The sequence below is a fragment of the Spirosoma flavum genome (genome assembly GCF_042686045.1).
GTDB classification, from domain to species: domain Bacteria; phylum Bacteroidota; class Bacteroidia; order Cytophagales; family Spirosomataceae; genus Spirosoma; species Spirosoma flavum.
In genome coordinates, this window is sequence record NZ_JBHUOM010000002.1 from 1,350,679 (window position 1) to 1,373,794 (window position 23,116).

Annotated in this window: 17 protein-coding genes and 1 pseudogene; 10 read left to right on the top strand and 8 right to left on the bottom strand. The window is 49.6% G+C overall.

The genetic code is table 11. The features are described from left to right. Positions 1-94: 94 nt before the first annotated feature. The 5 genes and pseudogenes from ACFS25_RS11025 (at position 95) to rhaM (ending at position 6,564) form a co-directional block, all read left to right on the top strand. On the top strand, positions 95-2,200 hold the full coding sequence (locus tag ACFS25_RS11025) for a bifunctional aldolase/short-chain dehydrogenase (RefSeq protein WP_381499952.1): 2,106 nt from the start codon (positions 95-97) through the stop codon (positions 2,198-2,200). Positions 2,201-2,275: 75 nt separating this feature from the next. Then, a complete protein-coding gene (locus tag ACFS25_RS11030; RefSeq protein ID WP_381499955.1) occupies positions 2,276-3,550 on the top strand; it encodes a sugar isomerase in 1,275 nt (424 codons plus the stop codon). Positions 3,551-3,617: 67 nt separating this feature from the next. After that, a complete protein-coding gene (locus tag ACFS25_RS11035; RefSeq protein WP_381499958.1) occupies positions 3,618-5,024 on the top strand; it encodes an FGGY-family carbohydrate kinase in 1,407 nt (468 codons plus the stop codon). Between the two features lie 27 nt (positions 5,025-5,051). Next, positions 5,052-6,203: pseudogene (locus ACFS25_RS11040) on the top strand (glycoside hydrolase family 88/105 protein). A 46-nt stretch (positions 6,204-6,249) separates the two neighbouring features. After that, on the top strand, positions 6,250-6,564 hold the full coding sequence (gene rhaM / locus ACFS25_RS11045) for an L-rhamnose mutarotase (RefSeq protein WP_381499960.1): 315 nt from the start codon (positions 6,250-6,252) through the stop codon (positions 6,562-6,564). Between the two features lie 8 nt (positions 6,565-6,572). On the opposite strand, the gene ACFS25_RS11050 is transcribed toward rhaM, so the two are convergent. Continuing rightward, positions 6,573-7,538: a YihY/virulence factor BrkB family protein gene (locus tag ACFS25_RS11050; RefSeq protein WP_381499963.1), complete on the bottom strand. Its 966-nt coding sequence runs from the start codon at positions 7,536-7,538 to the stop codon at positions 6,573-6,575. Between the two features lie 236 nt (positions 7,539-7,774). On the opposite strand from ACFS25_RS11050, the gene ACFS25_RS11055 reads away from it, so the two are divergent. Genes ACFS25_RS11055 through ACFS25_RS11065 form a run of 3 tightly spaced genes read left to right on the top strand, consistent with a single transcriptional unit; the run spans position 7,775 to position 11,582 of the window. Continuing rightward, positions 7,775-8,302, top strand: a complete 528-nt coding sequence (locus ACFS25_RS11055) for a (2Fe-2S)-binding protein (protein ID WP_381499966.1) — start codon at positions 7,775-7,777, stop codon at positions 8,300-8,302. Beyond that, positions 8,299-9,324, top strand: coding sequence for an FAD binding domain-containing protein (locus ACFS25_RS11060; RefSeq protein ID WP_381499969.1), 1,026 nt, complete (start codon positions 8,299-8,301; stop codon positions 9,322-9,324). The genes ACFS25_RS11055 and ACFS25_RS11060 overlap by 4 nt, the downstream gene beginning before the upstream one ends. Next, positions 9,321-11,582: a xanthine dehydrogenase family protein molybdopterin-binding subunit gene (locus ACFS25_RS11065; protein WP_381499972.1), complete on the top strand. Its 2,262-nt coding sequence runs from the start codon at positions 9,321-9,323 to the stop codon at positions 11,580-11,582. Before ACFS25_RS11060 ends, ACFS25_RS11065 begins: the two co-directional genes overlap by 4 nt. Positions 11,583-11,665: 83 nt before the next feature. Here ACFS25_RS11065 and ACFS25_RS11070 read toward each other — a convergent pair whose 3' ends face one another. The 4 genes from ACFS25_RS11070 to ACFS25_RS11085 all read right to left on the bottom strand — a co-directional run bounded on the left by ACFS25_RS11070 (position 11,666) and on the right by ACFS25_RS11085 (position 19,392). Continuing rightward, entirely contained in the window at positions 11,666-13,258 is a 1,593-nt protein-coding gene (locus ACFS25_RS11070) for a serine hydrolase domain-containing protein (protein WP_381499975.1), read from the bottom strand. A gap of 125 nt (positions 13,259-13,383) precedes the next feature. Then, positions 13,384-15,213, bottom strand: a complete 1,830-nt coding sequence (locus tag ACFS25_RS11075) for a glycoside hydrolase family 9 protein (RefSeq protein ID WP_381499977.1) — start codon at positions 15,211-15,213, stop codon at positions 13,384-13,386. A gap of 101 nt (positions 15,214-15,314) precedes the next feature. Continuing rightward, entirely contained in the window at positions 15,315-17,480 is a 2,166-nt protein-coding gene (locus ACFS25_RS11080; protein WP_381499980.1) for a plastocyanin/azurin family copper-binding protein, read from the bottom strand. Between the two features lie 25 nt (positions 17,481-17,505). Next, positions 17,506-19,392 carry a family 16 glycoside hydrolase gene (locus ACFS25_RS11085; RefSeq protein ID WP_381499983.1) on the bottom strand — a complete coding sequence of 629 codons (1,887 nt, stop codon included), beginning with the start codon at positions 19,390-19,392 and terminating at the stop codon, positions 17,506-17,508. Between the two features lie 566 nt (positions 19,393-19,958). On the opposite strand from ACFS25_RS11085, the gene ACFS25_RS11090 reads away from it, so the two are divergent. Together ACFS25_RS11090 and ACFS25_RS11095 are read left to right on the top strand one after the other, a co-directional pair. Continuing rightward, positions 19,959-20,471, top strand: a complete 513-nt coding sequence (locus tag ACFS25_RS11090; protein WP_381499985.1) for a YybH family protein — start codon at positions 19,959-19,961, stop codon at positions 20,469-20,471. A 216-nt stretch (positions 20,472-20,687) separates the two neighbouring features. Next, positions 20,688-21,230 carry a helix-turn-helix domain-containing protein gene (locus ACFS25_RS11095; RefSeq protein WP_381499988.1) on the top strand — a complete coding sequence of 181 codons (543 nt, stop codon included), beginning with the start codon at positions 20,688-20,690 and terminating at the stop codon, positions 21,228-21,230. 520 nt (positions 21,231-21,750) lie between these two features. On the opposite strand, the gene ACFS25_RS11100 is transcribed toward ACFS25_RS11095, so the two are convergent. The 3 genes from ACFS25_RS11100 to ACFS25_RS11110 form a co-directional block, all read right to left on the bottom strand. Then, the gene (locus ACFS25_RS11100; protein ID WP_381499991.1) at positions 21,751-22,074 is read right to left on the bottom strand and encodes a hypothetical protein; all 324 of its coding nucleotides are present in this window, start codon (positions 22,072-22,074) and stop codon (positions 21,751-21,753) included. Between the two features lie 7 nt (positions 22,075-22,081). Then, a complete protein-coding gene (locus ACFS25_RS11105) occupies positions 22,082-22,408 on the bottom strand; it encodes a hypothetical protein (protein WP_381499994.1) in 327 nt (108 codons plus the stop codon). 170 nt (positions 22,409-22,578) lie between these two features. After that, positions 22,579-23,034 (bottom strand): response regulator, encoded by a 456-nt coding sequence (locus ACFS25_RS11110; protein WP_381499997.1) that lies wholly within the window; start codon positions 23,032-23,034, stop codon positions 22,579-22,581. Between the last annotated feature and the right edge of the window lie 82 nt (positions 23,035-23,116).

Below are 23,116 nucleotides of genomic sequence, written 5' to 3' on the forward strand. Positions count from 1 at the left end.
GTCGTAACAGGAGAGTACATGAAGCAGGAGAAAACGGGCAAAGGTTACTTTGTCTAAAACATGATTTCTGACCGATACTACTTACTAAACTTATATGAATACCACGCAAGCGTTCAACTATGTTAGCTACCTCTGGGATGATAAAAAGGCGGCAGAATTGGCTGGTGATGAAGTCGCCCTGTTTATTTACCGGTCCAATCTGCTTGGGGCCGATCTGCGTCTAACGAATTATGCCGGGGGGAATACGTCGGTTAAGTTGTTGGAAACCAATCCACTAACGGGCGAACCTGTTGAAGTAATGTGGGTGAAAGGCTCGGGTGGAGACATTGGAACATTGACCAAAAAAGGTTGTGCTAACCTGTATGTTGAGCGTCTGCAAGCATTAAAAAAACGTTATCGGGGGCTGGAGTTCGAAGATGAAATGGTTGAACTGCTCAATCACACCCTGTTCGATCCTAAGTGTGCCGCTCCATCCATTGATACACCGCTGCATGGCTTATTACCCTTTAAACATATTGACCACCTGCACCCCGATGCGCTGATTGCTATTGCCGCCAGCCGGGATGGCGAAGCGATTATGCACCAAATATGGGGTGACAAACTGGCCTGGCTCCCTTGGCAGCGACCCGGCTTCGATCTGGGGTTGAAACTGGAGCAGACAGTTCGTGAGAATCCCAACCTGCGCGGTGTGATTCTTGGCGGACATGGCTTGTTTACCTGGGGCGACACCTCCTACGAGTCCTATATGAACACGCTGGAAGTAATTGAGCAGGCGTCAGAATTTCTGCATAACAACTTCGGCAAAAAACGCCCGGTGTTTGGTGGTCCAGCCCGTCAGGACACCGATGCCGATACGCGGAAAACGCAGGCTGTCTCACTGATGCCCATATTGCGTGGTTTGGCGTCGGGTCACCGCCGGATGATTGGCCATTTCACCGACGACGAACGCGTATTGGAATTTGTCAACTCGCATGACCTGCCCCGGTTGGCCCGCCTGGGTACAAGCTGTCCTGACCACTTCCTGCGCACCAAAATTCGCCCGCTGGTACTTGATCCTATACAATTGTCATCTGTTGACAGCGAAGGGTATTTGGAAAAAGCATTTGCCGACTACCGTGCCGATTACACCGCCTACTACGAGCGTAACAAGCACGACAATAGCCCCGCCATACGCGACCCAAATCCAGTCGTAATTCTGTGGCCGGGTGTGGGCATGTTCACCTTTGCGAAAGACAAACAAACGGCGCGGGTAGCGGCTGAGTTCTACACCAATGCTATCAACGTTATGAAGGGTGCCGAAGCCGTTTCGGACTATGTCGGGCTGCCGGAACAGGAAGCCTTCGACATTGAATACTGGTTGCTGGAAGAAGCTAAACTTCAACGGATGCCGATGCCCAAACCTCTGTCGGGTAAGATTGCCCTCATTACGGGCAGCGCGGGCGGTATTGGTAAAGCTATAGCCAAGAAATTTCTGGCCGAAGGAGCCGTCGTGGTGATCAATGATAACGACGCCGACCGGCTGGCGGGTGCTAAAGAGGAATTTCAGAAGCAATACGGAAAAGATGCGTATACCGCTGTTCTGTTGGATGTAACGAGTTCAGAGACTATATCCAGTGCTTATGATGCGGCTGCGCTGGCCTTCGGGGGCGTGGATATTGTGGTAAACTGCGCTGGCTTGAGTATCTCCAAGCCAATTGAAGAGCATACTGAAAAAGATTGGGATCTGCTATATGACGTATTAGTAAAAGGTCAGTTTTTCGTGACTCAGAAAGCCGTTGAGGTGATGCGGAAGCAGAAGCTGGGTGGTGATGTGCTGAATATTGTTAGTAAAAATGCGCTGGTGTCTGGGCCGAACAACGCAGGATACGGGTCGGCTAAAGCCGCGCAACTGCACTTGAGTCGCCTGAATGCTGCCGAACTTGGCAAAGATTACATCCGGGTAAACGTTGTAAATCCCGACGCGGTAATTTCCGACTCCAAAATCTGGGCCGGTGCCTGGGCCGAAGGTCGCGCTAAAGCCTATGGTGTCTCCGTCGCTGAACTTCCGGCCTATTATGCCAAACGAACACTACTAAACGAAGTCATTTTGCCCGACGATATTGCCAACGCCTGTCTGGCATTCGTAAACGGATTGCTTGCCAAATCAACCGGCAACGTGCTGAACGTGGATGGTGGTGTAGCGATGGCGTTTGTTCGGTAACATGTACATGGCAATCTGTGGGATGTTGGGTTACAAATCCGACATCTCACAGATTACATAAAACGTCTAAACCTTATGAAACTCGAACCGGCTTATATCGCTGATTATAACCAGAGTCAACTGGAAGGCCACCAACGCAAGTTGTCGTATTGGACGCAGGAGGTAGCTACCGCCGAACCCATTATCCAGAAACTTATTGATTTTCAAATTGCGATTCCAAGCTGGGCGCTGGGAACGGGCGGTACTCGTTTTGGGCGGTTTCCCAGTGGGGGAGAGCCCCGTTCGCTGGAAGAAAAAATCGCTGATGTGGGATTGCTCCATGCGCTAAACCGCGCTAGTGGGGCCATCTCGCTGCACATTCCCTGGGACATCCCAACCGATGCCGAGGCCATAAAGCAACTAGCGGCTCAGCATGGATTGCGCTTTGATGCGATGAACTCCAATACGTTTCAGGATCAGCCCGACCAGGCCCTGACATACAAGTTTGGGTCACTGCAACATACCGATCCGGCGGTACGTCGGCAGGCAATCGAGCATAATATTGAAGTTATTCAGCATGGTATAGCGTTGGGTTCAGACGCGCTTACTGTTTGGCTGTCAGATGGTTCCTGCTTTCCGGGTCAGCTCAACTTCCGCAAAGCGTTTGATCGGACTCTGGGGAGTCTGGAAGAAATATACGCGGCCCTACCCACCGATTGGAAGCTGTTTGTTGAGTATAAAGCCTTTGAACCGAATTTTTATTCGATGACCGTTGGCGATTGGGGCAGCAGCTTCCTGTACGCTAATAAACTCGGACCGAAAGCCTACACACTCGTCGATTTGGGTCACCACCTGCCTAACGCAAACATCGAGCAAATTGTAGCGATATTGCTCCACGAGGGTAAACTGGGTGGTTTTCATTTCAACGACTCCAAATACGGCGACGACGACCTCACGGCGGGTAGCATCAAACCCTATCAGCTCTTCCTGATTTTTCTGGAATTAGTGGATGGAATGGATGCTCGCGGAATGAATCATGCCAAAAGTCTGGGTTGGATGATTGATGCCAGCCATAATGTAAAAGACCCACTCGAAGACCTGCTTCAGTCGGTGGAAGCTATACAACTGGCTTACGCGCAGGCTCTATTGGTGGACCGCGTTGCGCTCGAGGAGGCTCGCGAAACCAATGATCCGGTTCGTGCTCAAGAATTATTACAGGATGCCTTTCGGACAGATGTGCGGCCACTGGTAGCCGAAGCCCAGCGTCGGGCGGGGGGAGCCTTAAACCCGCTGGCCTTATATCGGCAATTAAACGTCCGCCAGAAACTCATTGGCGAACGGGGCGCAAAAACCGTAGCAACGGGGCTGTAAACCAATGATGAATGATAAATGAGTTCACATAGGCTATTTATCATTCATCATCCATTATTCATGATTTATGAATGTTATTGCCATCTTCGATATTGGCAAGACCAATAAAAAGCTGTTTCTCTTTGACGAACAGTACCAAATTGTTTGGGAGAAATCGGAGCCGTTTGTCGAAATACCGGATGAGGACGGTGACCTGTGCGAAGACCTGAACCGGCTGTCAAGCTGGGTGAAGGTGTCGCTGGCGGAGGTGATGGCATTGCCTGAATTTTTGGTTCTTGGCGTGAATTTTTCGACATATGGCGCCAGTCTGGTCTATATTGATCAGGCCGGTCAACCGCTCAGTCCGCTCTATAATTACCTGAAAACGTATCCTGCTTCGTTACTACGGCAATTCTTCGATACATATGGTCCCGAATCAGACATAACCCGGCAAACAGCATCGCCATCCTTAGGCAGCCTGAATTCAGGCTTGCAGGTGTACCGGCTCAAGTATGAGCAGCCAGGCTTATTTGAAGAACTGGCCTTTGCGTTGCACCTGCCCCAGTATGTGAGCTACCTGATTAGCCACTGGCCAGTATCTGAACTAACCAGCATCGGGTGCCATACCATGCTCTGGGATTTTGACCGGCAAGATTATCATGCCTGGGTCAGCAACGAGAAAATTGATTCCCGTTTAGCCCCCATCGTTCCATCTGATTCCACTCGTCCTACGGTTATTAATGATAGGTCTATTCAGGTGGGCGTAGGGTTGCATGACAGTTCGGCGGCTCTGATTCCATATCTGGCTTCTTTCCATGAACCTTTTGTGCTGATTTCAACGGGCACCTGGTGCGTAAGTATGAACCCCTTCAACAGTAGTCCGCTGACATCTGAAGAGTTGCAGTACGACTGCCTGAACTATATGCATTATAAAGGTCAGCCCGTTAAATCGTCCCGGTTGTTTGCCGGTTACGAACATGAGCAGCAGGTAAAGCGGCTGGCCGAACACTTCCAGGTTGCTGTCAATCAGTATGTTCAGGTTGAGTATAATCCCTATAGTATTGAGCAATTACGGCAACACGCTGGTCTGGTAACGACGGAGAATGATGCGAAAGGTAAACAACTGCTATCCATGCAGGGGTCGTTGTTCGGGCAGCGTAACCTGTCCGATTTTGCTACCTACAACGAAGCCTACCACCAACTGATTCTCGATATTGTGGCCCAGCAACTGATCTCGACCAATCTCGTACTAACTGATACTTCGACCAATCGGACCACCGTAAAACGGATTTTCGTGGATGGTGGTTTTGGTAAGAACCCTGTTTATATGAACCTGCTGGCCAGGGCTTTCCCCGACATTGAAGTATATGCCGCATCAGTAGCGCAGGCGTCGGCATTAGGGGCCGCTCTGGCAATTCATCACCACTGGAATCCGCATCCGCTACCCATTGATTGTGTTGAACTCAAAAAGTATACGGCTTCCGTTATTGCCTGATAATGCCCACCCATCTGCCTACCCAGAATGAACGTTAAACAGTTGGTTGGTCGCCTTTGCTTAGGGCTACTGGTTATTAGCCTCACCGCGAAGGCGCAGAAACTTCCCGAAAAAAAGGAAATTCTGGCCAAGATGACGCTGGCTAACGAGTACTTTATGAAATCGTGGCCCGACCCCGGCAAAGAAATTGTGACCAATAAAACGCGGCCCAGCAATATCTGGACGAGGGCTGTTTATTACGAGGGACTTATGGCGCTGTATGGAATTGACCGGAAGAAACCCTACTACGAGTACGCCGTTGAGTGGGGTGAAAAACATCAGTGGGGTTTACGGGGCGGCATCGAGACGCGTAATGCCGACAACCAATGCTGCGGTCAAACCTATATTGACCTTTATTTGATAGACCGCAAACCGGAACGCCTTCACGACATCAAAGCGTCGGTAGATGCGATGGTGAAAAGCGACAAAATAGACGATTGGAATTGGGTTGACGCTTTGCAAATGGCTATGCCGGTATTTGCTCAATTAAGCATGTTGGAGAAAGATAATCCAACCGTGGGGACGGCCTACTTGGAGAAGATGTACCAGATTTATATGTACTCGAAAACCAAACATGGGGGCAATGGACTCTATAATCCTAAAGACGGTTTGTGGTGGCGGGATAAGGATTTTGTGCCGCCCTACACAGAGCCGAATGGTAAAGATTGCTACTGGTCGCGGGGGAACGGCTGGGTCGTGGCCGCCTTAGTTCGGGTACTCGATAGTATACCAAAAGACGCTCCGCATCGGGACGAGTACGAAAAAACGTATTTGGAAATGATGCAAGCCCTGCCACCACTCCAACGATAGGACGGCTACTGGAATGTCAGCCTGCATGACCCCACAAATTTTGGGGGAAAAGAACTCACCGGAACGGCCTTATTCATTTATGGTATGACCTGGGGTATCAATCACGGATTGTTGGATGTGAAGACGTATCGCCCTATTATCACCAGGGCCTGGAATGCGATGGCTACCGATTCTGTACATCCGAATGGATTTCTAGGCTACGTGCAGGGAACGGGTAAAGAACCTAAAGATAGTCAGCCTGTCACCTACGACAGCAAGCCCGATTTTGACGATTATGGCCTCGGCTGCTTTTTGCTGGCTGGTACAGAATTGTATAAAATGAAGCGGTAAGGAAAGGCATTAGCCGTGAGTAAAGCTCTGAATAAACTACCCTACTATGGAAGAAGTTGCGTTTACCATGAAACTAAAGTCGGGCGTTGAGGCCGAATACCAACGTCGGCATGATGAGATATGGCCGGAATTGTCGGCGGCTCTGACTGATGCGGGCGTCCGTGACTACTCTATTTACCTCGACCGCACTACCGGAATGCTCTTTGCCATTCAGAAACGAGTGGCTAACCATACCACCGCTGCTTTGCCAGGGTTGCCCATTATGCAGCGGTGGTGGGCTTATATGGCTGATTTGATGGAAACGAACCCCAATAATTCGCCAGTCGTAGTATCGTTAGAGCAGGTGTTTCATATGGAGTAAGAGAACCCTCATTTTTTACTTTGTTCTACCTTTTGCTGAGTTGGAATCGTAGCCACATCCCGTTCACGTTCGGTCTGCTCAACGTACACGGCATAATCGGCGGGTTCGATTTTTATGCCGAAATGATTGGCATACGCCAGTGTAAATTCGGCACCAAAATAGAGAATAGCCGCTGTGTAATATATCCACGTCAGAATAACGATCAACGACCCGGCGGCTCCGTAGGCAGAACTGGTACTGGTCGTTTCGATGTATAAACCAATCACGTAGCGGCCCAGCATAAACAGTAAGGCCGTAAACAAAGCACCCCAGCGCACATCTTTCCAGGAAATTTTAGCGTCGGGCAGTACCTTGAAAATAATGCCGAACAGGGCCGTGACAACGGTCATGCTAAGTAGAAAAGTAAACGCGCTGATCAGGTACACGCCTATACCGGGTAAAAAGCGGCTCAGAATATCGCTCATAGCTAGTACCATGCCGTTGATAACCAGCGAAACCATCAGCAGGAACCCTAAACTGACCACCAGGGACGACGATAACAGCCGGTCCTGAAGCAATTTCAACCAGCCCCGTTTGGGTTTGGCTTTTACCCGCCAGATCATGTTTATAGAATCCTGAATCTCAACGAATATACTGGTCGCCCCAATCAGTAGCGTGCCGATACCGATAACAAGAGCCGTGTTCGTTTTGCCGGATAGCCCAACGCTCTTAATCATATCCTGAATCTGTTTAGCAGCTTCGTTCCCAACCAACCCGTTAATTTGTGAGAAGAGTTGCCCACGAATCGCGTCTTCGCCCAGGAAGATGCTGACTACCGAAATGATCAGAACCAGCAGGGGAGCCAGTGAAAAAACGGTGTAATAGGCCAGAGCCGCGCTGAGTTTCAGACATCGGTCGTCCAGAAAACCGGCGAAGGCATCCTTAATGACTACCCACGCATTGATAAAGAAATCTTTTACGGTCTTAAAATTCATAAATGTTGAGTTATTGAGAGGTTGTACGGGATTAACTGAAACAAAGACAAGTTGTTACCTGCCCTTTTCCCTTACCACGGTTTATAAGGATAATCAAACTACCCGCGGCAGCCATAAACGTGTTTTACCGGGCGAGTAGACAGTCGTATTCCCGTTCGTTTAGATTTTAAAACAACTATCATTTCTGATGGTTTCGGCAATAGATATAGACTAGTAGTAGACTTACTCCAAACGTTATGAACCCTGCTATAGAATCGTACCCGCTCGAACAGCGGCCACCTTCTTTGCCACCTATTCATTCAGTTAAGCTGACCGTCAATGGTACCGAAACCGAGTTACAAATAGCTCCCTGGACTTCCCTGCTCGATGCTCTCCGTGAATACATGAACCTTACCGGCACCAAAAAAGGCTGCGATCATGGTCAATGCGGAGCCTGCACCGTACTTGTCAACGGTAAGCGTATTAACTCCTGCCTGACGCTGGCAATTATGCAGGAAGATGCGGAGATCACCACCATCGAAGGACTGGCCTCTACGGGTGGCGGTCTGCATCCATTACAAACTTCATTTATCGAACGCGATGCTTTTCAGTGCGGCTATTGCACACCGGGCCAGATTTGCTCGGCGGTAGGATTAATGAACGAAGGAAAGGCAAAAACAACGGCTGATATTCGTGAGTTGATGAGCGGCAACATTTGCCGTTGCGGGGCATACACCAATATTGTGGATGCAATTGAGGACGTAATGAACCAGAAAAACGCATGAACAGCTTTACCTATACCCGAACTGATGCCGTAGACACCGCCGTGCGCGAACGGGCATCCGAGCCAACCGCCAAATTTATCGCGGGCGGCACCAACCTCATCGACCTGATGAAGGAGAGCGTTGAGCACCCTACGCGCTTAATCGACATAACGCGCCTGCCACTGGCTACTATTACCGATACTATAAATGGTGGTTTACGATTGGGCGCTCTTACGACCAACGCTGATACAGCTTATAATGAGCAGGTTATCCAACGTTATCCGCTACTGTCACAAACTATTCTGGCGGGCGCATCGCCCCAGTTGCGAAACATGGCTACCGATGGCGGTAACCTACTTCAACGCACCCGCTGCTATTATTTTTATGATGTAGCTACGCCCTGCAACAAACGGGAACCGGGTTCGGGCTGTTCGGCGCTCAATGGGTTCAACCGGATTCATGCTATTTTGGGGTCTAGTGATGGGACCACCCAACCGCAGTGTATCGCGACGCACCCGTCTGATATGTGTGTAGCGCTGGCGGCTCTTGAGGCAGAAGTACGTGTAACAGGACCCAACGGCGAACGTACAATTTCGTTTGCCGACTTTCACCGATTACCCGGCGATACCCCCCACATCGATAATACACTCGAACCCGACGAACTCATTACCGGAATCGATCTGCCTGCCAAAGGATTCCCTGAATATTATGCATATCTGAAACTCCGCGACCGGGCGTCGTATGCCTTTGCGCTGGTATCGGTAGCGGTTGCGCTGGAAATGGATCGGAGCGACGATGGCGGTGACACCATTACAACCGCCCGGATTGCTCTTGGTGGGGTAGCTCATAAACCATGGCGCAAACCTGAAGCCGAAACACTGCTGGTTGGCAAACCTGCTACGAAAGAAAACTTTCGGGCCGCTGCCGAACTATTACTAGCTGGTGCTCAGGGATTTGGTCATAATACATTTAAAATTGAACTGGCTAAACGCGCCATTGTACGGGCGTTGGGACAAGCCGCTAAACTCGAACCAACCGCATGAGCGCACCATTAGTAACCCCTTCAATCGGGAAACCCATTAGCCGTGTTGACGGATTTGAGAAGGTAACCGGCAAGGCTAAATATGCTGCTGAATTTAATGTACCCGATTTAGCCTACGGTGTTGTTGTTTCCAGCGCCATCGCTAAAGGTAAAATTAAACGGATCTATACCAGCGAAGCATTGGCTCTTGATGGTGTATTGCAAGTATTTACGCACGAGAACCGGCCTAAACTGGCGTGGTTCGACATAAGTTACAACGATCAGGATGCACCGCCAGGATCACCTTTTCGGCCACTGCATAATGCGGCCATAAAGTATAGTGGTCAACCGATTGCTCTGGTCGTGGCCGAAACCTTCGAAGTGGCGCGGTTTGCGGCTACGTTAATCCGGGCCGATTACGAAGAAGTGACCCACGAAACCGACCTGGAAGCTAATTTGCACAAAGCTCGCAAGCCTAAATCAGGTATTGCTTCTCTGTTGAAGCCCCCACCACCCAAACCACGGGGTGATTTTGAAAAAACATACCAGGAGGACCCCATAAAAATGGCTGGTCGATATGTGCATGCGGCTGAACACCATAATCCAATGGAGCTGTTTGCTACCACTGTTGTTTTTGAAAAGGGTGGGAAAGATAATAAAGGCAAGCTGACGATCTACGACAAAACGCAGGGTGTGACGAACAGTAGCATGTACGTATCGCAGGTGTTTAATATTCCTTCTGAAGATGTACGGGTACTGTCGCCTTACATGGGTGGCGGTTTCGGGTCAGGATTAAGACCTCAATATCAATTATTTATGGCCGTAATGGCGTCTCGTGAACTGAAACGGTCGGTTCGGGTTTCGCTCACCCGTCAGCAAATGTTCACCTTTGGTCATCGTCCGGCAACGGTGCAGAATGTCGCCCTGGGTGCGTTGGCCGATGGAACCATGAACGCTTTATACCATGATGCGACAGGTGAAACCTCACAGTTTGAGGATTATACCGAAATCGTGGTTAGTTGGGGTGGCATGCTCTATCCGCCGAAGAACGTAACGATGGATTATAAAGTGGTGCCGTTAGACATCTATAGTCCGCTCGACATGCGCGCACCGGGGGGCGTAACGGGTATGCATGCTCTGGAAGTGGCGATGGATGAGTTGGCTTATAACCTCGGTATGGACCCGCTTCAGCTACGTCTGAAGAACTACACCGATATGGATCATAACGAAGACCGACCCTTTTCCAGCAAAGAGCTTCGGGAGTGTTTCCGACAGGGGGCTGAACGGTTCGGCTGGGCCAGTCGCAATCCGGAACCACGTTCCATGAAGAAAGATCATAACCTGATTGGCTGGGGAATGGCGACCGGTATTTGGGATGCCAACCAGATGCCCTCCCGTGCCGAAGCCGTTCTGTTGGTGAATGGAAAACTACGGGTGAGCTGTGCCACCGCCGATATTGGTACAGGTACGTATACCATTATGACGCAAATTGCCGCCGACACGCTTGGTATGCCGATGAAAGATGTTTTGTTCAAACTCGGCGATACTGATTTGCCTTTCTCGCTTATTTCGGGAGGTTCCTGGACAGCGGCAAGTGTCGGCTCTGCCGTACAATCTGCGTGTCAGGAAGTTGGAAAGACGCTTCTCAAGCTGGCAAAAAAGATGCCCGGCTCGCCGTTCAAAAGCGTTAAATGGGAAGACATTACGTTTGCTGATAGTCATCTGCGTCTGAAAGGTGACCCTTCCGTTGCGATTTCTTTACAAACGCTGGTTGATCAAAATGGGGGCAAAGCTGTTCGGGAATCCGTAACGTCATTACCTAATACACTGAAGCAAAGGAAATTCAGTCGGAGTGCGCACTCGGCTGTTTTTGCAGAAGTCATGGTTGATGAAGACCTCGGTACGGTTAAGGTTACCCGAGTAGTAAGCGCCATTGCGGCTGGCCGGATACTAAACCCCAAAACTTCCCGAAGCCAGATTTTGGGTGGGATGGTCTGGGGAATTAGTAAAGCCCTTGAGGAAGAAAGCGCCTTAGACCACAATTTTGGTCGGTTTATGAATCACAGCCTGGCCGAATACCACGTAGCGGTTAACGCTGATATTCATGATCTCGACGTTATTTTCGTCGAAGAACATGACGACATCGTTAACCCACTAGGGGTGAAAGGCTTGGGTGAGATTGGTATTGTTGGGATGCCAGCCGCCATTGCCAATGCTGTTTTTCACGCAACGGGTCGTCGCGTCCGCGATTTGCCAATTACACTGGATAAGCTGTTGTAGAATAAATAGTCCCGATTTATGAAAGAGCCCTGTACCCTAGTTTAAAACTGGGCACAGGGCTCTTTCGTAAATAAAAGCAGAGATTAAGCAGTTAGTTTTCCAGTCAGAACGGGTCGTTTATCTTTTGTTTTATTCAAAATACTCAAGCTGCTCTGAAATTCAACCTGAACACCATCCTGACCAAACCGGCAGGTAACTGTGTCGTAATGAGCGGTTTCAATAAATCGCCAGACCATAACGAAGGTATTGGGGTCTTGCCAACTGCCACTGCCTGCTACTTTTCTGGTATTACCACCGGGTACGACAGTTGGGGTTAGTGTAAGCGGAGCCACCGAGAATGTTGTCGTACTATCCCGCCAACGGCTGACCCCGCACAACACCTGATGATCGCCCTGATCGTCCTGTAGTTTGAAAATGCCTCCATCCTTGCCAAATGTCAGCGAGACATCTTTCACATGTAATGGATTGTCGGCAATGGCATAGGTTTTGCCGCTTATCTGGCTCGATACTGACGAAGCCGATTGAGTAACTGTCGGGGCTAACGCTAACGTTGTCAGTTTTTGCGTTAAGGCTGCCTGCTTAATTTTTTCGGAGGGTAACCCTGTACCCCTGAGGGCGGGCAGAATGTGATTCCAGACCGCATCGAGAATGCCCTGCATATTTCCTGATTCGGAGGTAATCGCCACAACGGCATCTTCTTTCGGCAGTACGATGCAGTATTGCCCAAATGCCCCGTCGCCCCGATAGGCATCGTTACGGCATCGCCAGAATTGATAGCCATATCCCTGAATCCAGTCGTTTACGCTGGCATCGCCTTTGCCCCCTTTTGACTGCACCTCCATACGGGTAGCATCGGCAATCCAGGCTTCGGAGATTAGCCGTTTCCCATTCCAAATGCCCTTTTGCAGATAGAGTTGTCCGAATTTGGCGATGTCTTCCGTACGTAGTCGCAGGCCCCATCCGCCGGTATTAATGCCATTTGGGTCAACTTCCCAATCTTCGCCTTCAATACCCAATGGTCCGAATAAACGCGGTTTCAGGTACTCAATTATGGGCTGTCCAACGAGTTTTTGTACAATGGCTGAGAGCATATAAGTTGCTCCGCTATTATACACGAAGAACGTTCCTGGTTCATGTTCAACGGGTTGCGCCAGAAATGATTTTATCCAGTTGGTATCTGCCCCTCCTCGAAGAGCAGGAGTTGTGTCCTTATCGTGCCCGGTCGACATCGTCAGCAAATCCTTCACCCGCATAGCCGCCAGATTTTTACTAATTGTAGCGGGAACATCCTTAGGAAAGAACGAAACGACTTTATCCTCAACGGTTAGCCGTTTTTCTGCTACGGCCATTCCTACTGCCGATGATGTGAAACTTTTACTGAGCGAATACAGCGTGTGTTTGAGCTGGGGCGCGTAGGGCGCCCACCAGCCTTCGGCCACAACTTGACCATGTCGAAGCACCATGACACTATGTACATTTAGCTTTTCAGCTTCGATCGTATTGACGAAATCCAGTAAGCCGCCCGGTGCAACGCCCTGCGTTTCGGGCAGGCTACGGGGTAGTTTACCCGACTTAGTCGGAAGTGTCCAGCCGGTTGTTGGGAGGGTAGTGGCAATTGCCAGGCCAGCGGCACCAAAGCCAAGTTGCTGGAGGAAATCTCTGCGGTTGAGGTTCATCGTTTTTGGTAAGGGAAATAGTGTTTTATCGAACCATAAGTCAAGACCAGTCTGTTTTTACCACTCGATTTTTAACAGACGCATTTCAACGCTGATTTGGAAGGGAATTTAGTCGCCTGATTTTCTTATCTGCTTGTTTTACTCTGACTTAACGTTGCTTTCTGATCCTTTTGCAAGGCTTCCAGCGCGGTTGCCAGATAGACCATTGAGGCATTCCAGTTGATAGCGATTTCGTTAGAGGCATACGAACAATCTTTGTCATTATACACCTCATCGGCCAGAGTAGTTGTGTAGCCCTCGCATTTGTCCTGCTTAGCCGCATTGGCGTTCGTTCCACCCGACAACAGGCCCGGTACGGGGTCTAGAATGCCATCGGCAACGGAGGGACGATGATGAGGATGCATCGGTGTTTTACTGCCGAAACCGGTCAAAAATGAGTATCCGACGGCATTCCGTCCCAGTAGGTAATCGAGATTGGCAAGGGCATAATGCAGGTATTGAGTACGATTTGGCGCATCCGTCAGCCTGTAGGCCTGAAGGAGCGCGATCCCCTGATTAGCGGCTTCGGCACTGCTTCCCCAGATAAAATCTCTCGCCGATTTTCCCATTACGGTCTGAAAAGCCTGTTTATCGGCCCCCTGAATCAGCGAGTCGGCCATTGAAATCAGGTGTTGCTTTACCCGTGGCAAATCCTTTTTACCGATAGGAGTCAAGTTTTTCGCTGAGCGGGCCAACGTATAATACGCCAGCGTACGGACTTTTGGCCAAGAGGGTAAGGGCGTCTGATCGTCGGGAAACAGGTTGACGGTGGTGTAGTACGTATCGTCTTTGGTGGTGACGTAAAGCTCAGTGGCGGCCCAAATCCACTCATCGCTGGCATCGCGGTCTTCGTAGCCGCCCGTCACCACGTCGGGGTCGAATTTGGTGTTCATGTCTGTCTGATTATACGCCAAAGTTGGGTTGGCTTTTGCCCATCCCCAGGCTTTCACCGCAGCTGATACGCAGGAGTCGGACAAACCGGGTACTTCCCGGTCATACGCTTTCAGGATTCTGCCCGCCTGCGCCATGACAGCCGCAAAATCGAGAGTGGCTGTCATGCCTTTTTGAACGACGTAGCGCTCTTTTATAGCTTTATCAGGCATTACCATCCCATCAAAGCGGGCATTAGTCAACTTGTGATAAACTCCGCCATCAGCCGGATCCTGCATGGTGAGCATCCACCGAAGATTCCAAAGGGCTTCGTCAAGTAGATCTGGCAGTTTGTTTTGGCTTTCCGGAATGTTGACCGTCAGTGATTTTGTGTACTCAGGAAAATCTTCATAAAGCGACAGGAGCGTACCCATTGTGATTCCCGAATTGACAATGTATTTGTTGTAATCGCCCGCATCGTACCAGCCCCGTGGCGAGGAAATTGACGTTCCTATCGGGCGACTTACTGACGCTGCGGACGGATGAATCAGCACATGGTTATCCGGGTGACCCGCTGGACGCGCCCACTTTCCGGCGAACTTGGCTGGTAAATCGGTGGATACGCGCTGGTAATAAAAACCTTTCAACGCTCCGATTGCTACATCTTTATGGACGTCTGGGCGAATTGCAAACGGGTAGGAGTGGCCTACCCCGGGAACCACGATGACATACGTTCCAGTCTTGGCAAAGGTCGAAAAGTCAGCGGTGCAGGTAGTCTTGCCCGAGATCGCGTTTTGCCGGGGTTGCCCCAACGTACCCGTGAACACAACTTTTTTGAGGTCCGATGTCATCAGTTGAAACGGTCCCTGAGCCGTTCCGACAATCACCGCAATTTTGCCCGCATTCGGATAAAAGCCTATCTGATTAAGCCGAATAGCCTCTGAAAGAGCCTGTTCCTGAGCCGATACATTACCGACGGCCAGCAATAGAATAAGTAAAACAATAGCTATCCGATTCGTTTTTAGCGAGTACTGTGGAAGCGTCATAGACGTAAATTCAGGTTATGAATGAGTTTAACGAGAGCTTTAAACAAATGTGGTGTCAGTTTCTTAAAACTGACACCACAGAACAAAAACCTAAAAATGACTTATTTCACAACTTTCATCGTACCCTGCATGACGTAAAAATGGCCCGGTACAGAGCATTCATACATATAGTCGCCGGGAGTTGATGGAGCGATAAAGTAGATCGTTTCGTTTGAGTTTGGCTGGAGCAGATTGGTGTGGTGTAATACCTTGTCTGACTGAGGAATATAGTTTTTCTCCTGCCCTTCGAGACCTAACTTCATGGCCAGCTCGCCAACCTGAATAGCAGAGCCGGGTGTTACTACAACGAAGTTGTGCAGCATATCGTCCTCATTATTAAAGACAACCCGTACTTTACTGCCTGCTTTCACCTGAAACTGCTCAGGCGTAAATTTGAGTCCCGGTTTAGTGCCCAGGGTAATTGTGTAATCAGGTTCACCCCACGAAGCAGGCATTTCGGTTACCCGCTTCATCGCGCTACTGACCGCTGCTTTAGTCGTAACGGGCTTCGTCGATTTTATTTTTGTCGAAGTCGCTCTTGGGCTTACCGGCGGTGCTGTTGAGGTAGACGCCATAACCATCGATGCATGATCGTGCTTTGGCGCAGCTTCGGCAATAGCCAGTTTTTCGCCGTCGGGAACGTTATTCAGCGTGTAATAGCCAACATTATGCAGTAGCGCTTTGCCATCCGCCGAACGTACGCCCTTCGTCGTGATTTCGTGAATGTAACCCAAGCGCAGACTATCAACCACCAGACGAGCTTTCAGGCCATCTTTGGATACGACAATACCGCGAATGGGGCAACCTCCCCGGTTAATGACCGGACTGCCATACGTAGCGTGGTATTTATAGTTGAAACCTGTCACTTTATAGGATTCAGGGTCGGCAGCAAGTTCCTGGTCCACAGGAGCGGTGAATTCAATTTCAAAACCGTCCGGCATCGCGTGGATCGTTTTCATCTCGAACGGCATCTTCCCCGTCCAGACAAGACGCTGTAAACTAAACAATTCTTTCCCAGTCGATGACCAGCCCCGGCTCGTCATTCCCACGAACATAGACGCATCATGTCCCCATACCATGCGTAGTACACCGGACGAAAAACCTTCGCGAAAAGGAAAGACAACACCCTGGTATTTGCCCTTAACTTTCTCAAGATCAACGCGTGACAGAATACTTTGGCCCTGGTCGCCAATAAACATCTGATTCGCAAACGGGCCGAACTTGCCTTGTGTATTATCGGTCAGTAAGCCTGATGTCGAGATGCCCAGAATACCGTGGGGCAACCAAACGGCGGGCGCTTTGAGGGCCGTAAATCGCTTGGATACATCGTAGAGTGGTTCACCCGTATTCGGTACGTCCTGCGGTTTTATCGTCAGGGGAGAACCGGGTAGACCCGTCCAGCGAAGACTCTCGGCATTGCCTAGAAAATCACCTTTTTCTACCTGCGAAATACGCCCTGAACCAACCCAGTCGCCCTGATTTTCGGTATAAAAATAATCACCGGCTGTGTTGAAGCCGTATCCTGCTGGCGAACGCATCCCAGCCGCGAAAGGCGTCATCTTGCCTTCGGGCGTAAGTTCCAGCGTCCAGCCCCTCCAGGGAACCAGGCTAACGCCATGCCCCAAACTGTTACTCCAGCCTACGTTCAGCGTAACCAGCATATTGCCGTTTGGCAAAAACGTTGGCCCATACGAGTACTCATGGTAATTACCCGATAGTGGCCAGGAATAAATTTTGTCATATGAATCGGCCTTGTCATCACCGTCGGTATCTCGCAGACGAGTAACTTCACTCCGCTGGGTTACATAAATATCGCCGTCTCTATAGGTTAGCCCCAGTGGTTCGTGGAGGCCAGACGCAAACCGTTTGTAGGTTGGTCGTTCTGAACCACTTATGGATGGATTGGAGATAAGCCAAACTTCGCCCCGTCGGGTGCAAACGGCTAATCCACCATCGGGCAAGGTAGCCATACCGCCTACTTCCAGAATTATATCTTCTGGTACGGGCAACGAAATTAACTTGTAAAAATCTTCCTCTTTTTCGGGGTCAGCTTCCGGCTTGGCCAGCCCTTTGGGAGCCGGAGCAGGCTGCTTGCTGCTGGAACTTACAGGCCGCCCGTCTTTGGACTGAATCTGAGCCAGCGTTGGCAACGAACTAAAACAGGTCAGGCCAGATGCGACCAAGGCCGCAATTGCCCAACGATTTATGGTTTGATGAGTTATGTTCATGATTGGATTTTCAGAAAATTGAGCCTTACCAGACAATTGAATAAGTCACGACGCCAACTTTATTCGTCGCTTTCAGCGGCAATAACATCTCTTTGGTATTCTGCGCCGTACTACGGATAACGGGTTTTTCGGTACCCGGCAGCTCAATAAAATACTGCTTGTCATTAATCGCATACAAGCCATTTGGCAATACGGTAATGTCTTTTCCTTCGGCAATGCGGCACCAGATTGCTTGTGTTTCTTGCCCTGGAGTGACCGTAAACGAGTGCGCTAATTTGCGACCATTGTCCGTTGACGCAAGCGATTCCCGCACACTTGCTCCACCCAACGTATATTTAAAAATTGGCCGACCTGCCTTGTCAACGTCGTACCCCAGATTATTGTACGTAGCGTTGGAGTCTGGCCAGACTGCATTTTGATCAGCTAGAAAGGTAAGCGATGGCTTGCCTGACAACTCAATTACACTACCCAGTGGAACCGATAGCTGCGTTTCGCCCCGACCGTGCCACATGGGTGTCGTGTCCAGAAAATCACCCCGCCATATTTGCAGAAATTCGCCTTTGCGAAGATCAAGTGTGTAGTTAGCGTCGTCTGGTTCGCCAACAGATATTGTATGCGTATGCTTCAGGCCGTGATGATTAATAAAACCTCGTTGCATAACTGGCTCATTAGTCGCTATTTCCGTAATTTGACTAACGGCCTCTTCAATTCTAATTACCTGATTAAGAGGGGTATACTGAACACCTGGTCCTTCAATCGTTAAGAGAATATCATTACTCCGGGCATACCAAAATCCGAAGTTTTTATAATAAGCAAGTTCAAAAGGTAAATCGCCTGCTTCCAGATCTACAGTGGTCGAAACGAAATTGTTGTCCTTACCGGTAATGCTAATCAACTTTTTACCCCCAATTTTCAGTTCGCCCGCTCCGTTCGGATTGGTTGGCAGTGTCTCGTTTGGGATAAAACGCAGTGTCAGGTTTAATAAGTATTTTCCGGCGCGGGGAATGTGAATCGTACCGGTGATCTTTCCACCAAAATTATCCCGGCTACCGGGGGCCTGATGGGCCAAAATATCAATTGGCATTTCCCGTCTAGGCGTAAGCGAGTTGAAATCGTCTACTGATTTGAATTTGCCATCGTACGATTTAAGCATCAGCTTTGATAAGGTAACCTGCTCAACACCATACGATTTGTAATTAATATTTCGGATCGCTACGGGTCCGTGATCACCCTGAATCATAAGCGGTCCGGTTGGTTTTTCGTCCTGAAAAGCTGCGGCCCGCGTTGGTCCGGTTACTTCAATGTTTTCATGGATGGTAACGCCATTTTGAATCACTTTTATGAATTTGGCGTTGGCAATTTTCTCACCTTTCTCGTTGAAGCGCGGTGCCCGAAATACAATTTTATAATGTTGCCATAGGCCCGGTGCCTTGCTTACATTCTGTGATGGCGGATGGCCTTCGTACCCTTTACGACCTTCCGGGCGACTTTCGTCCCAGCGTTCATAAATTGACCCGCAATCTGTTGATTTTGGATCTTTTACGCCCCAACTATCGAACAGTTGAATCTCATAGCGGCCTTGCAGATAGATTCCCGAATTGGAGCCTTTCTCCATCATGAAATCCAGCTCCAGTTCCAGGTCGCCGTGTTCCATTTTGGTAAATAGTTGATCCTTGGCTTTTCCCGAAAGATCATTGACCAGGACACCGGCACCTGACTTGGTGCTCCCTTTACCATCTTTGTTGAAATCGTAAAATACATCCCCGACAATTTTCCAGTTTCCGTTGGTTGGTTTAAAGTCGTTGAGATTCTGAAGGTTAAGCGTTGCGTAGGGTAATTCGTTGTTTTGTGCCGATACACTAAACGTATAAAGCAACAGGCACAAAAGGTGCCAACAGGCAGGACGTTGCATAAACAGTAAATAAAAATGGATTTTTCTACCCCAAAGTTAAGTTTTAGTCAGACTCCGAACCAAAAGAATTTACTAGAATTGCGGAAAGTGCAGAGTTATTTTGATTGGCGTAGTTCAGGTTCTTAACAACCTGGTATTATTACTCGGTAGTATTTACTCAACGCCTGATTAAACTGGCAGAACTCAATCGAAAACACCTTTATAGATGTAATAAATCATAAGCCGTGGTGAGCAAAGCCACTATCCAGGCTTAACTCGAAAATCACGGTTTTACGTGATCTGGCCCAGAACTACTTGAAGAACTTCGCTGGCAAAACTAGCACGGCAGAAAGCCAGACTCGGCATCTGGCCACATTAGCACTCGCTGTATTAAAGAACGTATAGCCCTCACTAAGCAAATTCTTGGTGAGCTAGGAGGTCCAGCCTGATCATGAATTCGTGAATAAACAAAAGACCGATACAGGGCAGATAGACTAGCTATATCGGTCCTTTGTTTTGTAGGAAAGGATAGACTATACGCATGGTCTGATTTTTGCCCTAACTAAAATCCATACTACCTTCCGCAAATGAAGAAATTCCTACGTGCCCATTTACTCAGTGTAGCCGTTGCTATACTGATTCCTCTTTTCACGCTGGCTCAGATCATACCAACACCTAAAGCTGTCAAGGCAGCTGATGAGGTGGTTATTCGCGCCCTGCGGATAGAGTCGAATCAGGCTATTCAGGGCCGTGATCTTACTGGGTTTGGAAAGACAATGATGCCTGACATTGAGGTAACTCGGGGAAGCGGGTCACATATATCGGGTCGGGATTCGGTGCTGGCATCCGTGAGAGTGCAATTCAAAGACGCTGCTTTTCTTGGGTATGTCCGCCATGCCGACAGCGTTCAGATCAGTACGTCTAGCCCTCTAGCCGCCGAAAATGGACATTGGACAGGACGTTTCCAGCGTCCCGATGGCATTCAAACAATAACGGGTGTTTATCTGGCTATGTGGCGCAAAACTGAAGCGGGTTGGAAAATCCGCTCCGAACTTTTTGTGAGCCTATCCTGCACGGGAAGTGCGGCTTGTGGAAAATGATGAATGTTTTAATTTACTTGACCGGGCAGGTTCTCTAAATCGCGCAAGTCCTAGGGCCGACCAGTAGCTTGTTTATTGCGGATTAAATCTGGCAAGCTGATTATGTTAGTCGGTACATTTTCAATTATGAGTACGACCTTATTCTTATAGCATTCCTCAAACGTGACACCTAGTCCTTCTCTAAAATAGTGCTTAGATAAATAATTAACTTGCGCTATGAGTCGTATCGCAACCCCGTTCGTCTCGGCAGATGCCGATTTGATTACCTTGACACAGGTAGTCAGCAACGGAAAAGCATCCGCTGGCAAGCTGACCAGAGCCAGAGCCTTGCCGTTTTTGCATCAGGGCCAGCAGCCCCAACAACTCAGCGACCAGCTGGGCATCAGTGTGGCGACGTTATTCACCGGCAAGAAACGCTATGGCCAGGAAGGACTTCACCCAGCTATTACCGAGAACGCTCGGTCGGGTCAACCCCGCAAGGTAACTCAACAGGCGGAAGCTCAGATTACCCAACTGGCCTGTAGTCAGGCGCCTGATGGGCGTACCCGATGGACAGCAGCCATGATTAATGAGCGGTTAGTCAAACTCCAGATTCACATTGATGATGAGTCAGTGCGTTTGGCCCTAGAAAGCAAGCTTAAACCGTGGCTTAAAAAACAGGGGTGCATCGGGCAGATAGATAGCGAGTCGTTGGCCAACATGGAGGATATCTTGGCTGTTTATACCCGAGAAGCGATGCCAGGCCGGGTACGGCTTTGATGAACGGCCCTGTCAGTTACTTGATAATGTGGTGGCGGCTCTACCGCTCCAAGGGGGCAAAACCGCCAAAGAAGACAACGACGGGGCCGCCCTTTAGGTTTGTTGACTGGTAAGAAACCAAGATTTGGTAGCTTGTCAATAAGTAAACAGGGTGGGCTACCCTAGGGGGCCGCAGAGTTCCAGCTCTATGCTCGGAACGGTCCGCCGTCGCGGTCAGGACCCACCCTGTTTTACTTGCTTAAAGGCTCGAATGGAAATGAGGGCAACTAGGCCCATTAGCAAGCGGGGCGCCCCGTGGCGGTTGAGCACCAGAGCAAGCACTTATTGACCACCCTAAATTACGATCTCTCATGGATATTCGCTACCGCGCGGGCGGCCCCGTTCATCGGTGTTGACGTTTCGAAAGCGACACTGGACTAGGCCGTTTTTGATGGCAAAACTACGGTCTTACAAATCCAATCGGCTAACTCACCAGTTGCGGTCAGAACTACAGTGAAATTAATTAAGGCCTTGCCTGGCTTTACGATTGCTCAATCGGTCTGCTGCCTCGAACATACGGGGATTTGGATTTATTATGCCTTTCGTTTTCGAGATAAAATCTGCCTGTGGCAACCACCACGGCCCATTTTACAAAAACTCGCGACTCTGAGTGCGCTTCGTCAACGGCTACTTCAAGTTCGCCAGCAACTTCGTAGCCCGTAATGGCCCTGATTTCGTTGACCACATGGGTACAAAGCCCGCGTAAATCCGTACTTTTTTCCAGGTAACTGACGAAGTTGCGGCTTTGCTGAAATAGATCGGGCAGCGAAAGCGACTGGTCGGGAAACTGGTCGATCTCCAGCAACAGTAACTCACCCTGCTGAAAGGGCCGTGATAAAGGAAACCGATTGGTAGGTGAGCGTATAGACCTGCTCGGGCGTGTGGTCGGTCAGATGGCGGTTCATCTTGTCGCATTCCTGTTCTCCGATAATCTCGGCCAGTGCTTTACCCACCACCTGGTTGACATCGAGGTCTAAAAAGTCGACGGTATTGGCGCTGCAATAATCAATTAACCAGGTCTGGCTATTGACGGCCATCAGCAACCCGTAGGGCTGCGTGGTTCCCGGCACATGAATGGGCTCGCTTTCGCAATTGGCCAGCGTCGTGTAGCCGGTAAACCGAATGCCCTTGGTCGTCATACTGTAGGGAGTGGGGGTGTAGGGGGTTAGTGGCGGAGAGAGGACCCTATTTTTTCTTCAAAGCCTGTCTGTTGTCCTGATGTATCGATTGTGGAGTGACTGATCGGGTGGATCAATAGCCTCCGGTCCGGACCCGATACGTATAGCGGGAGGATATGGCATGCGGACGGTTAAAAGAAGGCCGACAGCCTGCTAGTCAGCGCATCGATACTGGCTGGTTTGATCAGATAAGCGGCCGCGCCCAAGCGTTTGAACGTCTCGATATCGTTGGAGTTAGACGAGGTCGAGTAAATAATAACGGGTATGGCCGATAAGGTCGGGGTTTCTTTCAGGATGCGTAAGCACTCCAGGCCCGTCAGCTGGGGCATATTCAGGTCGATAAAAATATAGGCCGGTTGAGGGCCCCTGTTCTGGCTTATTTTATCCAGGGCCTCCCGGGGTTTGAGGTAACGGGTACACTGGATTTTATAGGTTTGTCCCTTCAACGCTGCGATAAAAAAGCAATGATCGTCTTCATCGTCATCGATTAAGATGAGGTTTTTTCTGTCCCTAAAGTTGCCGGTTTCGTGCCCATGGGTGAACGTGTGATCTTTGTCGTTGGGGTAGGCCTTCAGCCAATGGGCCACTCAGAGCCGGGTAGGCAGCCGTAGTTCCTCCTTTTTAGCTGATCTAGTTTATGCGTTGAGCAGGCTGCTTCACGTAGCTCGT